This is a genomic window from Umezawaea sp. (assembly GCF_036375055.1).
Classification (GTDB): domain Bacteria; phylum Actinomycetota; class Actinomycetes; order Mycobacteriales; family Pseudonocardiaceae; genus Umezawaea.
Genome location: NZ_DASUSQ010000016.1, coordinates 19,972 through 33,118, shown reverse-complemented (window position 1 = coordinate 33,118; position 13,147 = coordinate 19,972). Strand labels below are relative to the sequence as shown.

Genomic DNA, 13,147 nt, shown 5'->3' with positions numbered 1-13,147 from the left:
CGCCACGTACGACGGCACGTATCCGCGATGATCGGTTAATGCGCGAGTGGTGAAACTTTCACCCCGACCCCCTACAACCGCATTCGACGGCGGTGCGGACGAAGGCGGCACAGCGGGTTCCCGGTGTTCGTCCTTGTGTTGGAGCACGTGGGAGTGGTGCCCTTGTAGTATTCGCCGCAGCGCGTCCTCGGGGGCAGAATGACTACTGTGACCCGCCAGGGTGGAACCGCACGGCTGAAGCCGCCCACCGACCGCATCACGGGCGCCGCGATTGCGGTGATGTGCGGCTTGGCCGCCGTGGAGATCAGCCACACGCTGTTGACCGGTCGCGGCTCCACCCATTCGGCGGTCGCCATCGGCATCATTGTCCTGTTGTCAAGCGTGCAGCTCTGCTATTTCCGCGCGTCGGGCTCGCCATTGCGTTTTCCAATAGTGCACCTCGCGCTGGTGGCGCAGACGACGCTCACGTTCCTGCCCGCGTTCCTGCTCGACCAGGCCTGGGTGGCGGTGCCGGGGCTGCTGGCGGGCAACGTCCTCCTGGTGCTGCCGCAGGGCGCGGGCCGGGTGGCGTACGTCGTGGTCGTCACGGCGACGGGCGCGACCAACGCGGCGGTGGGCGCGGGCCCGACCGCGGTGGCGTTCGGCCTGGTCACCACCGCGATGACCGGCCTGGTGGCGTACGGCCTGCCGCGGCTGGCCGTGCTCGCGGCCGGACTGGGCGAGTCGCGGACCCGGTGGGCGCACTGCGCGGTGGCCGACGAGCGCATGAGGGTGTCCCGCGACCTGCACGACCTGCTCGGGTACGGCCTGTCGGCGATCAAGCTCAAGAGCGAGCTGGTGCACCGGATGCTGCCGGAGCACCCCGCCGAGGCGCGGCAGTCCGTGGCCGAGATCCTCGACATCGCCCGGCACACGATGGCCGACGTGCGGTCGATCGCCCTGGGCTACCGGCTGCTGTCGGTGCGGGAGACGATCACCTCCGCCACGGCGGTGCTGGCGTCGGCCGACGTCGCGGTGCACGTGGAGCTGGACGACCAGCAGGTCCCCGAGCCCGCGGCGACCGTGCTGGCCGCGCTCGTGCGCGAGGGCGTCACCAACGTGCTGCGGCACAGCAAGGCCCGGAACTGCGACATCACCGTGCGCAGGCACGGCGACCAGGTGCTGCTGGACATCGTCAACGACGGCGTCGTCGAGCCGATCCGCGACCTGTCCAGCAGCGGTGTCCGGAACATGACCGAGCGGGTGCGCGAGATCGGGGGCGCCCTCACCGCGGGGCGCGCGGCGGACGGCCGGTTCCACCTGCACGCGTCGATCCCGCTCGACGTGCGGGACGCCCCGGAGGAACTGGCGGGCTAGAGCCAACCGGACTTGCGGGCGATGCGGACCGCGTCGACGCGGTTGCGCGCTTCGAGCTTCATGGTGACCGTCGTCAGGTAGTTGCGGATCGTGCCGACCGACAGGAACAGCTTGCTCGCGATCTCCATCGCGTTCGCGCCGTCCGCCGCCAGCCGCAGCACCTCCAGCTCGCGGGGCGTGAGCGGGCACTCGTCACCGTCCCACGCGGCCAGCGCGAGCTGGGAGTCGATCACCCGGCGGCCGACCGAGACGCCGCGGATCGCGTCCGCCAGCTCGTCGATCGGCGAGTCCTTGAGGATGAAGCCGTTGACGCGGGCGGTGAGCGCGCGGCGCAGGGTGCCCGGCCTGCCGAGGCTGGTCAGGATGAGCGTGCGCGTTTCCGGGGCGCTGTCGCGGATGAGCGCGGCCGCCGAGAGGCCGTCCAGACCCGGCAGGTCGATGTCGAGCACCGCCACGTCCGGCTTGTTCCGCAGGACGGAGGGAAAGATGTCGTCGCCGTTGGCCACCGACGCGACGACCTGCATGTCGGGTTCCAGGTCCAGCAGGGCGACGAGTGCTCCGCGCACCATTTGCACATCCTCGGCGAGCAACACCCTGATCATCTAACCCCCTAACACCGCGCGCCGATATAGCAAAGTATTACATTCCGTAAGGAAGGTGTACATCGGGTTGAGCCGAACGCCTCAACGAAAAACTGGATGGCCAATTAAAGGGTGACTATCGGTCACTCGCGGTGGCGAAAGGGGTTTCGCTTCCCCGAAGACCGCCGCCCCACCGAAACAATCGGTAGCACAACAGCGTTACCGATCATTGGCCACCGCACCGCGCCTCATCGGCCACACCCCGGAGGGCACCCGTCGCGGACCGCTCGCGAACGGACCGCCCGCGAGCGGGCGGAGGCCGTCGCGCAATCGGCCCCGGAGAACGCCGACCCCCGCCCGGAGAGCGGTGATCCGAACGCCCCATCAACGATAGGAATTCGTGATGGCCCCACCTCCTCGGCGCTTCTTCCCATTGCCCCGCTCCGCCACAAAAGCGATCATCGATCACTCGGCAACCGGGTTCTCCGGCAAGACCGCACTGAGAGCAACGGCACTTACTTTCGGCCGATGGAGATCCTACGACCCTTCCGGGAGCGAATCGAGCACCTCGACGAGCAACTCGCGGCGCTGATCGCCGAACGCCTCAAGGTGTGTTCCGACGTCGCGCTCGTCAAGAAGGCCGAGGGTATTCCGATGATGCAGCCCGACCGCGTCCTCGCGGTGCGCGCCGCGTACGCCGAACGCGGCCGCACGCTGGGGGTATCGCCCGAGTTCATGTCCGAGTTGGCGCTGCTGCTGATCAACGAGGCGTGCAGGCTGGAAGACCGGATCATCGACGGTCCCGACCGGTGAACCTTTGAGGTGGACTCAAGTTCTGCTCCGTTTGTCGCTGGAACAGTCCACCGTGGCAACCGATCCGCCGGGTCTTGCCGTTGTGTGTCCTACCCGATGACACGGGGGCAGCATGAGCACGGGTTACGTTCCTGACAACGGAATTGACGTTTTCTTCCGCATTCTCGGGCCACTTCAGGTGACCATCGCGGGCCGCGTGGTGCAGCTCGCGAAGAACCGGCAGCTCACCGTTCTCGCGCTGCTGCTGACCGAGGCGAACAAAGTGGTGTCGGGCAGTCGGATCATCGACGCCGTGTGGGGTGACGCTCCCCCGGTGACGGCGGACAAGCAGATCCAGACCTGCGTGTGGCGGCTGCGCAGCGCCTTCGAGAAGGCGGGCGGCACCGGGCTGATCGAGACCGCGCGGGGCGGGTACCTGCTGCGGATGCCCGAAGGCTGCCTGGACACCCAGGTCTTCGAGCGGGCGACGCTGCGCGGGCGGGAACGGGCCGAGGACGGCGACCTGGCGGGCGCGGTCGAGGAGTACCGGTCCGCGCTGGCGATGTTCCAGGGACGGCCGATGGCCGAGCTGGACAGCCCGGCCATCGAGGCGGTCGCCGCGTACTGGTCGGAGCGCAGGCTGTCGGTGCTGGAGGAGTGCCTCGACATCGAACTGGCCATGGGCAGGCACCGGGAGCTGGTCAGCGAGCTGCGGCTGCTGGTGGACGAGTACCCGCTGCGCGAGCAGCTGCGGGGACGGCTGATGACGGCGCTGTACCTGTCCGACCGCAGGGCCGACGCGCTCGCCGTCTACCGGGCCGGTCGGGCGACGCTGGTCAGCAACCTCGGCCTCGACCCGTGCGCCCGGTTGCAGGACCTGCACCGGCGGATCATCGCGGGCCACCCGGTGTCCTCGCCGCAGCCGCAGCGCGCCCGGTACGCCGCGAAGGTGCCCGCCCAGCTGCCCACCGACGTCGGCGACTTCACCGGCCGGTCCGACGACCTCGACTGGCTCGACCGCGAGCTGCGCCGCGACCGGACCGGCGGCGCGCCCATCATCACGCTGATCGGCCGCGGCGGCGTCGGCAAGTCGGCGCTGGCCGTGCACGCCGCCCACCGGGCGCACGACCGGTTCCCGGACGGCCAGCTCCACGTCGACCTGAAGGGCAGCACGACCCCGCTGCGCCCGCAGGTGGTGCTGAACGGCTTCCTCCAGGCGCTGGGCACGCCGGAGCGGAGCATCCCGGCGGACCTCGCCAACCAGGCGACGCTGTTCCGCAGCATCACCGCGGGCAAACGCCTGCTCGTCGTGCTCGACGACGCGGCGAACTGCACCCAGGTGGAACCGCTGCTGCCCGGCGGCAGCGACAGCGCGGTGGTGTGCACCAGCCAGTCCAGCATGGCCGAGACGCCCGGCGCGACCACCCGCCGCGTCGACGGCCTCGCGCCGGAGGACGCGGTGCGGCTGCTGTCGCGGCTCATCGGCGCCGAGCGGGTGTCCAGGGAGCCGGAGAGCTCGCGGGCGGTCGTCGAGCTGTGCGGGTACCTGCCGCTGGCGATCCGCGCGGCCGGGGCCAGGCTGCACACCCGTCCGACGTTCCGGCTGGCGCGGTTCGTCGACCACCTGGAGGACGAGAACCGGCGGATCGCGGAGCTGACCTACGGCTCGCTCGACACCGGCTCGCGGCTCACCGCCGCCGCCGAGCGGATCGGTGCCGGGGCGCGGAGGCTGTGGCTGGCGCTGAGCATCCTGGAGGTGCCGCACATCTCCGCGTGGGTCGCCGCGACGGTCGCGGGCACCTCGGAGGGCGAGGCGCAGCGGCTGCTCGACGAACTGGCCGCCCACCAGCTCGTCGACGTGGTCGACGAGGACCAGCTCGGCGGTTCGCACTACGAGTACCACCCGCTCGTCCGCATCCTGGCCCGGCAGCGGGCCGACGCGGAACTGGACGCGGGCGGGCTCGTCGACGCGCTCGACCGGCTGGCCGACGTGTTCTCCTGGCTGGAGGCGAGGGCGCAGCGCGCCCTCGACCCGCACGGCGCGCCCGCGCAGCACGGCCTGCCGCCGGAGGGGGTGCTGCGGATCGGGCAGGGCCTGCTGCGCGACGTGACGCACCAGCCCGAGCTGTGGCTGGCGCAGGAGCGCCCGAACCTGCCGTGGCTGCGCACCCTGGTGTCCGCGCGGGACCACCGGACCCTCCAGCTGCCGACCCAGTCCAGGGGGCTGCCCGCGGGGCACCACGTGGCGTGATCAGCGGCGCCGGACCACCGCGCGCGACAGGGCGTTGTCCTGCGACAGCACCAGGCCGAGCACGACGACGGCGCACCCGACGAGCGCCACCGGCTCGACGGCCTCGCCGAGCAGCACCACCCCGCCGACGATGCTGACCACGGGGTAGAGGTTGAGCACCAGCCCCGCCCTCGTGCCCGGCACCTTGGACAGGCCGTAGTTCCACAGCAGCATCCCGATCAGGTGGGCGCCGACGCCGTAGAGGAACAGCACGAACCAGCCGACGACGTCCAGGGCCCGCGCTGCGGCGGCGACCTCGTCGGCGAAGACCACCAGCAGCGGGGCCGTCCCCAGCCACAGCGTGAGGGCGCTGATCCGGAACGAGCCGTACCGGCGGACGAGCGGGCCCACCGCGACGGAGTAGACCCCCCACAGGAACGCGCCGAGCAGCACCAGCGCGGCGCCCAGCAGCATCGACGGGTCGAAGGCGATCCCGCCGCCGACGCTGAGGACCACCACGCCCGCGAACGCCACGACGAACCCCCACAGCAGCGGCCGCGTCAGCTCCTGCTTGAGCACCACGACGCTGAGCAGCGCGATCCAGAGCGGTTCGGTGGCCAGCAGCGCCCCCGCCAGCCCGGCTTCGACGTGCTGGACGCCGTAGGTCATCGAGACGTTGTAGGCGATGATGCCGACCACCGCGCACGCCGTCACGGCGGCGAGCCCCCGGCCGGTCCACCGGGGCTCGGTGAGCCCCATCCACGGCACCAGCGGCAGGTAGCAGGCGGAGCCGATCGCCAGCCTGATCGCGATCAGGCCCATCGGGTCGGCGTCCTGCACCAGGAAGCGGGTGGCGACCGGGGCGAGCCCCCACAGCACCGTCGCGCCGAGGACGGCGACCAGCGCCGTCGCCTGGCCCTGTTCGGATCTCACGATCATGCGACTGTACTGGAGGACCGGGACACGATCAGGTGACGACGAACGGAGGGGGTCCGGGGCGCGAGCCCCGAACCCCCTCCGCCCGCCGGGCTACTCCGCCCCGGCCAGCTCCTCGGCGAGCCGCTCCAGCGCGTCGCGCAGCACGTCGATCGCCGTGGCGTACTCGACGAGGTCGATGTGCTCGCGGTCGGTGTGGTCCAGCGCGGAGTCACCGGGCCCGTACACCGCCATCGGCACCTTCCAGCGCGGCTCGACGATGTTCAGGTCGGCGGTCCCGGTCTTGAGCTTCAGCTTCGGCCGGGCGCCGCGGGCGCGGATCCCGGCGCACAGCGCCCGCACGACGGCGCCGCCCGTGTCCACCCGCACGGCGGGCGTGCGGTCGTCGATCTTCAGCACGCCGTCGCGCGCCACCCCGGTGAGGAACAGCTCGAACGCGTCGAGGTCGAACCCCGGCGGGGTGCGGACGGAGATGGTCAGCGACGCCTCCTCGATGGTGCCGCCCATCTCCACGAGCGTGGCGATGGGCCGGTCGAACGCCTTGTCCCCGGTCGACACCCGGTCGCAGTAGCCCACCACCTCGTTCCAGAAGGCGACCCCGGCCTCGGTCGCCTTCTCCTCGGGGCTGGCGGTGTGGACGGACGGGCGGCTCGCGTCGTACTGGAGCATGACCCGGCCCTTGTAGCCGATGCCGACGCCCGCCCAGCCGTTGGGCTCGCCGACGAACCCGGCGTCGGGCCGGAACGTCTCGGCGAGGTGCGTGGCGCCGCGGCCGAAGGTCTCCTCCTCCACCACGCCCGCGACCACGATCTGCACGCCGCGGACGTCGGCCTCGGCGGCGGCGCAGATCATCGTGGCCAGCGGCCCCTTGGCGTCCACGGTCCCGCGCCCGTGCAGGACCGTGCCCTCCAGGCGCACCGGGATCTGGCTCGGGACGGTGTCCATGTGCCCGATCAGGATGATCATCGGCGCGGTCGGGTCGCCGCGCCTGCCGATCACGTTGCCGACGTCGTCGACGTGGCTCTCGAACCCGAAGTCCGGCAGCACCTCGGCCAGGTAGGCGGCCAGTGCGGCCTCCTCGCCCGACGGCGAGGGGATCCCGACCATCTGGAGGAGCAGTGTCTCGGCGCGCGTGGTCATCGTGCTCCTTCGACGAACGTCGTTCCGGTACCGGCTCGGGCGGCCAGCACGGGCGAGGGCACCCTGCCGTCCGCGAGGACGACGTGCCGCACCCCCGCCAGCCGCGCCTCGCCCGCGCTGCGCAGCTTCACCTTCATCCGCCCCTCCGCCAGGTCGAGGTAGTCCGCCAGGTCGTCGCACGGGACCTCGGCGACGAGGCTGGCCGGGTCGTCCGGGTCGCGCAGCAGCCCCGGCACGTTGGACAGGACGACCAGCCAGTCCGCCGAGAGCGCGACCGCCAGCCGGGCGGCGAAGCGGTCGGCGTCGACGTTGAGCGGACCCGCCTCCGGGTCCAGCGCGGGCGGTGACACCACGGGCACGTACCCGGCGTCCAGCAGCGTGCGGACCAGGTGCGGGTCCACCGCCGTGATCCGCCCGGAGAGGTCGTCGCGCACGACGCGCTCGGCGCCGTCCACCACCACCCGCGCGGGCGGCGTCCTGCGGGCGGTGACGAGCCCACCGTCCACTCCGGACAGACCGACGGCGCGCACGCCCGCGCGGAGCAGTTCGACCACCAGCGGGGGCTTGACCCGGCCGAGCATCCCGAGCGTGAGGGAGTCGAGCGCGTCCGCGTCGGTGTAGCGGCTGCGCCGCCCGTTGGTGGACGTCAGGTACCGGGTGGTGCGGCCGAGTTCCGCCGCGAGCCGGTCGGACTCCGCCCCGCCGCCGTGCACGACGACGACGGGGCACCCCTCCAGCACCAGGTCGCGGATGTCGGCGCACGCTCGGGACATGTCGTCACCGAGCGAGCCGCCGACCTTGACCACGAAGCACCCCGGCTCAGACCGGGTGGAGCCCGGTGAAGGAGAGTCCAGCGGTCTCGTCCCACCCGGACGCGATGTTGAGGCAGTGGACGGCATTGCCCGCACCTCCCTTCACCAGGTTGTCCAGCGCGGAGACGACCACCAGGTGGTCGCCCGCCGAGTTGAGCGCGAGCCCGATGTCGCAGAAGTTGCTGCCGCTGAGGATCTTCGGCTCGGGCAGCCGGTGCAGCGCGGAGCGCTCCCGCACCAGCCGGACGAACGGCTCGTCGCGGTAGGCGTCGCGGTAGACCGACCACAGCTCCCGCTCGGTGACCGACCGCGACGGCGTGATGTGGCACGCCACCTGCACGCCCCGCACGGCCTCGATCGCGGTCACCGACATCTGCACCGGCACCCCGCACGCCTGCTCGATCTCCGCGGTGTGCCGGTGCCCGTGCGGTTTCGCCATCCGCAGCGCGCCGCTGCGCTCCGGGTGGTGGCTGCCCTCGTCGGGCGTCCGGCCGCCCCCGCTGGAGCCGGTGCGGGCGTCGACGAGCACCGAGCCGTCGATCAGCCCCGCCTCGGCCAGCGGGTGCAGCGCGAGGATGGCGGCGTTGGCCATGCAGCCCGGCACCGCGATGTGGCTGGCCCCGCGCAGGCCGTCCCTGTTCAGCTCGGGGATGCCCGCCTGGAAGCGGGAGAGCCAGATCGGGTCCGGCGCGGGTCCGGGGTAGTAGCGCTCGCGCCGCGCGTGGTCGGTCAGCCGGAAGTCCGCGCTGAGGTCCACCACCCTCGGCGCGACCGACGACCACCGGTCGACGCCCTTCATGGACGCGCCGTGCGGCATCGCCAGGAAGACGACGTCGCACTCCTCGACCTCGTCGTCCGTCACGTAGGTCAGATCGCTCTGGTCGCGCAGGTTGGGGTGCACGACCCTGAGCGGACGTCCGCTGTGGCGGGTGGACGTGATCTGGGCCAGCTCGACCTCCGGGTGCTGGAGCAGCAACCGGACGACCTCGCCGCCGATGTACCCGCCACCGCCTACCACCGCCGCCTTCATCCGGACAGCACCTCCTCGACGTGCTCGACGAGGAGGTCCGCGATGTCCACCTCGGCGACCGAGGCGAGACCGTGGAACTCCATCGTGTGGTTGACCTCGGTGACCAGCAGCTCACCGGTCGAGCGCTCGATCAGGTCGACGGCGAGCATCCCGCCGCCGACGGCCTCGGCGGCCAGCAGCGAGAGCTTCACCAGTTCCGGTGTCAGCTCGCACGGCGACGTGGTGGCCCCGCGCGCCGTGTTGGTGATCCAGTGGTCGGACCGGCGGTAGACCGCCGCCACGACCCGGTCGCCGAGCACGATGGCCCTGATGTCGCGGCCCGGCTTGTCGATGAGCTCCTGGACGTAGAAGACCGAGTGCGACGGCGAGCGCATGGCCTGCTTGTGCTCGACGAGGGTCTCGGCCGCGTCCCGGTCGTTGACCTTGGACAGCAGGCGCCCCCAGGACCCGACGGTGGGTTTCACCACCGCCGGGTACCCGATGGTCTCGATCGCCCGCAGCGCGGCGTCCGGCGTCACCGCGACGACCGTCCGCGGTGTCGGCAGACCCGCGCGGACGAGCGCCAGGGACGTCAGGACCTTGTCCCCGCAGGTCTCGATGACCTGGCTGGAGTTGACGACCTGAAGACCCGCGGCCTCGAACAGGCGGGCGGCGTACACGCTGCGCGTGTGCGACATGATCCGGTTGAACACCCCGCGGTAGCGCACCTCGGGACCCGTCTGCAGGTCGACGACCAGGCTGCGGTCGTCGACGGCCTCGTAGGGGATGCCGCGCCGCTCCAGGGCGGCGAAGATCATCCGCTCTTCGAGGCGGACGCGGGTCGTCAGGACGGCCAGCACCGCTACTCCCCGAAGTCTTCCTCGATCTCCGGCGCCAGGGCGAACTCGGTCGGGTCGAGAGCGATGACCTCGAGTTCGACCTGGCAGCCGGGGCACACGACGATCGACGTGACGCGGAGCCCGTCCTGAACGGGTACGGTCTCGGTGCAGTCGGGGCAGGTGCTCACTGTTGCGGTTGTCATGACGCACTTCTCCTTTCACTGTTCATCCACTGTGGATGGTCAGGCGTGGATGTCCTCACCGGCGGCCGCGCACCACGGCCCGCGCGGCGGCCACGACGCGGTCCGGGGAGACCCCGGACGCTTCCAGCTGCTCGCGGTGGGTCCCCGGCCGTGGGCAGAACGAGTCCGCCGCACCGACCCGCAGCACGCGGGTGGGGTGGTGCAGCGAGGTCGCCTCGGCGACCGCGCTCCCCAGCCCGCCGAGCAGCGAGTGGTCCTCGACCGTGACGATCCCGGCGGTCGTGGCCGCCGCCCGGACCAGCACGGGCACGTCGAGCGGCTTGATGGTGTGCATGTTGAGCACGGTGGCGCTGATCCCCTGCTCCGCCAGGGCATCGGCGGCCTCCAGCGCGAACAGCACCGGGTACGACCCGGCGGCCACGATCGTCACGTCGCCGCCCGCGCGCAGCTCGACCGCCCTGCCGACCGTGAACCCCGGATCGTCCCCGGTGTAGACGGGGTCGGTCTCGGCGCGCCCGAGCCGGATGTACACCGGCCCCGGCAGGTACGCGGCCGCCCTGACCATGCGGACGGTCTCCCCCGCGTCCGCGGGGGTCATCACGGTCATGCCGGGTAGGGTCCGCATGACCGCGAGGTCCTGCTGGGCGTGGTGCGTCGGCCCGAGGTGCGCGGCGGAGAAGCCGGAGTGCGTGGCCACGACGCGCACCTGGAGGGCGTGGTAGGCGATGTCGACCTTGACCTGTTCGAGCGCCCGCGCGGAGGCGAACGCGGCCATGGTGTTGACGAACGGCAGGATCCCGGTGCTCGCCAGCGCGGCGCTGACGGACATCAGGTTGGCCTCGGCGATGCCGAGGTCCACGTACTGGTCGGGCAGCTCGGACTCGAACTGCTTCTCCAGGCCGCCCGTGTCCGAGTCGACGCACCAGATCCGGCTGTCCTCCCGCGCCAGCTCCAGCAGCGTCGCCCGGTAGGCCGCCCGGTCCGACGCGGGCGCCGGAGCGGGCGCCTGCGCCCTCGCGACCAGCGCGCCGCTCATGCCGCTGCTCGCAGCGCGGCGAGCGCGCGCTCGTAGGCGGCGGGGCTCAGCTTGGCGAAGTGCCCCTGCTTGCGGTGTTCGAGGTGCCGGACACCCCGGCCCTTCACGGTGTCGGCGATCAGCACGGTCGGGCGGCCCGACCCCGGTGCCGAGCGCAGCGCCGGGACGAGCCGGGAGAAGTCGTGCCCGTCCACGACGGACGCGTTCCAGCCGAACGCGCGCCACTTGTCGGTGAGCGGTTCGAGCCCCATCCGGTCCTCGGTGGAACCGTTGATCTGCAAGCGGTTCCGGTCCACGACGGCCGTGAGGCCGTCCAGGCCGAGGTGGGCGGCGGCCATCGCCGCCTCCCAGACGGAGCCCTCCTGGAGCTCGCCGTCGCCGAGCAGGACGTACACCCGGTTGGGGCGCACGGCCCGCCGCGCGGCGAGCGCGAGCCCGACGCCCAGCGACAGGCCGTGGCCGAGCGACCCGGTGGCGAACTCGACGCCCGGCACCGACAGCGTGGGGTGGGCCATCAGCCTGCCGGAGGACCGCCCGTAGGTGGCCAGCTCCTCCACCGGGAGGAAACCGCGCTCGGCGAGCGTCGCGTACAGGGCCGCGCTGGCGTGGCCCTTGCTGAGCAGGAAGTGGTCGCGCCCGTTCCAGCCCGGCTCGTCGGGGCGCACGCGCAGCACGTCGAAGTACAGCGCCACCAGGATGTCCGCCGCCGACAGCGACCCACCGACGTGGGTGCCGATCGGGCCCGCGCCGATCGCGAGCACGTGCTCCCGCACGGCCAGCGCCCGGCGCTCCAGCTCGCCCAGGTCGACTCCCACCCCGGCGAACGCCTCGGCGGTCTGCACGGTCACGCCGCACCCACCTTGGACGCCGAGTAGCCGGGCACGGCCGCCCACGGGGGCTCGTAGTCGAGCGACCGGGCGAACCGGCCGACGACGTCGAGGTGCTGCCACACGCGGTCGAACGCGTCCGCGTACTCCTCCAGCGCGGGACCGGCGTCGGGGTTGAGGTGCATCCGGCGCAGGCACAGCGAGTCCTCGATGACCTGGCAGGTCACCGGGTAGTCCGCGAGGTCGTAGCGCTGCGGGTTGGTGCCCGGCAGCGACCACGGGTAGCCCTGGCCGTAGGCGTCCTGCTTCTGGAACACGGGCTGACCCGGCAGCGGGATGATCTGGTAGTGCGTGAGCGGCACGCCCTCGGCGAGCAGCGCGCGGCGCAGGGCGTGCCGGAAGCGGCCCGCCGTGACCCCTTCGAGGCCCGCGGCCTCCGGGTTGAAGCGGAAGCGCAGCATGTGCCACATGTGCGTGCGGTCGGCGGGCACGGTGGGGATGACGATGCCGGGGAGCTGGGCCAGCCGGTCCAGGAACACCGGCACGTTCTGGTCGCGCTTGGCCTGGTACTCCCAGAACCGGTCGAGCTGGGCGCGGGTGAACGCGGCGAGCACCGAGCTGAGCTTGAGGTTCGACCCGCGGGTGGCCGACACGTACAGCCGCTCCTCGGTGCTGAGGTCCTCGCCGAGGATGCGCAGGCTGCGCACGCGCTCCGCGACCTCCTCGTCGTCGGTGGTGATCAGGCCGCCCTCGCCGCACGTCGGGACGCTCTTCTCGACGTTGAGGCTCCAGCAGCCGACGTCGCCGAGCGAGCCGATCGTCTCGCCGCGGTACTGGCCGCCCTGCGCCTGCACGGCGTCCTCGACGACGAGCAGGTCGTACTTGCGCGCCAGTGCCCGGATCTCGTCCATGTCGGCGGGCAGACCGCCGAGGTGGACCGGGACGATCGCCCTGGTGCGGTTGGTGATCTTCTCCTCGATCTTCGTCACGTCGATGTTGAAGGTGACCGGGTCGATGTCGACGAAGACCGGGATCGCCAACTGGTACAGCGGCGCCATCGCCGTCGCGACGTAGCTCAGGGCGGGCACGATCACCTCGTCGCCCGGCTGGATCCCCAGCGCCGTGAGCGCCAGCTCCAGCGCCACCGTGCCGCTGTTGACCGCCACCGCGTGGCGGGTGCCGCAGAACTCGGCCCACTCGCTCTCCAGGCCGTGGATCTCCGGTTCGTTCTTCGCGCCCACGGTGAACTTCCGGTGGTCCAGCACGCGCAGGACGGCGTCCCGCTCCGCGTCCGTCACCACCGGCCACTCCAGACGCCGGTACTCCGGACGTACCGCGGGCTTGCCGCCGAACATCGCCAGCTCCGCCTTCATATCTCTTCCTCTC

Annotated in this window: 13 protein-coding genes; 3 read left to right on the top strand and 10 right to left on the bottom strand. The window is 71.9% G+C overall.

Annotated elements, in window-relative coordinates:
• Positions 1–432 precede the first annotated feature (432 nt).
• Positions 433–1,356 carry a sensor histidine kinase gene (locus VFZ92_RS05605; RefSeq protein WP_330874698.1) on the top strand — a complete coding sequence of 308 codons (924 nt, stop codon included), beginning with the start codon at positions 433–435 and terminating at the stop codon, positions 1,354–1,356.
• Here the strand turns inward: VFZ92_RS05605 and VFZ92_RS05600 are convergent.
• A complete protein-coding gene (locus VFZ92_RS05600; RefSeq protein ID WP_330874697.1) occupies positions 1,353–1,958 on the bottom strand; it encodes a response regulator transcription factor in 606 nt (201 codons plus the stop codon). The genes VFZ92_RS05605 and VFZ92_RS05600 overlap by 4 nt on opposite strands.
• A 507-nt stretch (positions 1,959–2,465) precedes the next feature.
• Here VFZ92_RS05600 and VFZ92_RS05595 point away from each other — a divergent pair.
• Positions 2,466–2,750 (top strand): chorismate mutase, encoded by a 285-nt coding sequence (locus tag VFZ92_RS05595; RefSeq protein WP_330874696.1) that lies wholly within the window; start codon positions 2,466–2,468, stop codon positions 2,748–2,750.
• A 178-nt stretch (positions 2,751–2,928) separates the two neighbouring features.
• Positions 2,929–4,980, top strand: a complete 2,052-nt coding sequence (locus VFZ92_RS05590; RefSeq protein ID WP_330874695.1) for an AfsR/SARP family transcriptional regulator — start codon at positions 2,929–2,931, stop codon at positions 4,978–4,980.
• Here the strand turns inward: VFZ92_RS05590 and VFZ92_RS05585 are convergent, their stop codons facing one another.
• The 9 genes from VFZ92_RS05585 to VFZ92_RS05545 all read right to left on the bottom strand — a co-directional run bounded on the left by VFZ92_RS05585 (position 4,981) and on the right by VFZ92_RS05545 (position 13,134).
• Positions 4,981–5,898 carry a DMT family transporter gene (locus VFZ92_RS05585; protein ID WP_330874694.1) on the bottom strand — a complete coding sequence of 306 codons (918 nt, stop codon included), beginning with the start codon at positions 5,896–5,898 and terminating at the stop codon, positions 4,981–4,983.
• Between the two features lie 90 nt (positions 5,899–5,988).
• On the bottom strand, positions 5,989–7,035 hold the full coding sequence (locus tag VFZ92_RS05580) for a [LysW]-lysine hydrolase (protein WP_330874693.1): 1,047 nt from the start codon (positions 7,033–7,035) through the stop codon (positions 5,989–5,991).
• Positions 7,032–7,841: a [LysW]-aminoadipate kinase gene (locus tag VFZ92_RS05575; protein WP_330874692.1), complete on the bottom strand. Its 810-nt coding sequence runs from the start codon at positions 7,839–7,841 to the stop codon at positions 7,032–7,034. Before VFZ92_RS05575 ends, VFZ92_RS05580 begins: the two co-directional genes overlap by 4 nt.
• Positions 7,842–7,854: 13 nt before the next feature.
• Positions 7,855–8,877, bottom strand: coding sequence for an N-acetyl-gamma-glutamyl-phosphate reductase (gene argC, locus VFZ92_RS05570; protein WP_330874691.1), 1,023 nt, complete (start codon positions 8,875–8,877; stop codon positions 7,855–7,857).
• Positions 8,874–9,716, bottom strand: a complete 843-nt coding sequence (gene lysX / locus VFZ92_RS05565; RefSeq protein WP_330874690.1) for a lysine biosynthesis protein LysX — start codon at positions 9,714–9,716, stop codon at positions 8,874–8,876. Before lysX ends, argC begins: the two co-directional genes overlap by 4 nt.
• Before the next feature lie 2 nt (positions 9,717–9,718).
• The gene (locus tag VFZ92_RS05560) at positions 9,719–9,898 is read right to left on the bottom strand and encodes a lysine biosynthesis protein LysW (RefSeq protein ID WP_330874689.1); all 180 of its coding nucleotides are present in this window, start codon (positions 9,896–9,898) and stop codon (positions 9,719–9,721) included.
• Between the two features lie 55 nt (positions 9,899–9,953).
• Positions 9,954–10,934 (bottom strand): transketolase family protein, encoded by a 981-nt coding sequence (locus VFZ92_RS05555; protein ID WP_330874688.1) that lies wholly within the window; start codon positions 10,932–10,934, stop codon positions 9,954–9,956.
• Positions 10,931–11,782 carry a transketolase gene (locus VFZ92_RS05550; RefSeq protein WP_330874687.1) on the bottom strand — a complete coding sequence of 284 codons (852 nt, stop codon included), beginning with the start codon at positions 11,780–11,782 and terminating at the stop codon, positions 10,931–10,933. The genes VFZ92_RS05555 and VFZ92_RS05550 overlap by 4 nt, the downstream gene beginning before the upstream one ends.
• Positions 11,779–13,134, bottom strand: a complete 1,356-nt coding sequence (locus VFZ92_RS05545) for a DegT/DnrJ/EryC1/StrS family aminotransferase (RefSeq protein ID WP_330874686.1) — start codon at positions 13,132–13,134, stop codon at positions 11,779–11,781. Before VFZ92_RS05545 ends, VFZ92_RS05550 begins: the two co-directional genes overlap by 4 nt.
• Positions 13,135–13,147 lie beyond the last annotated feature (13 nt).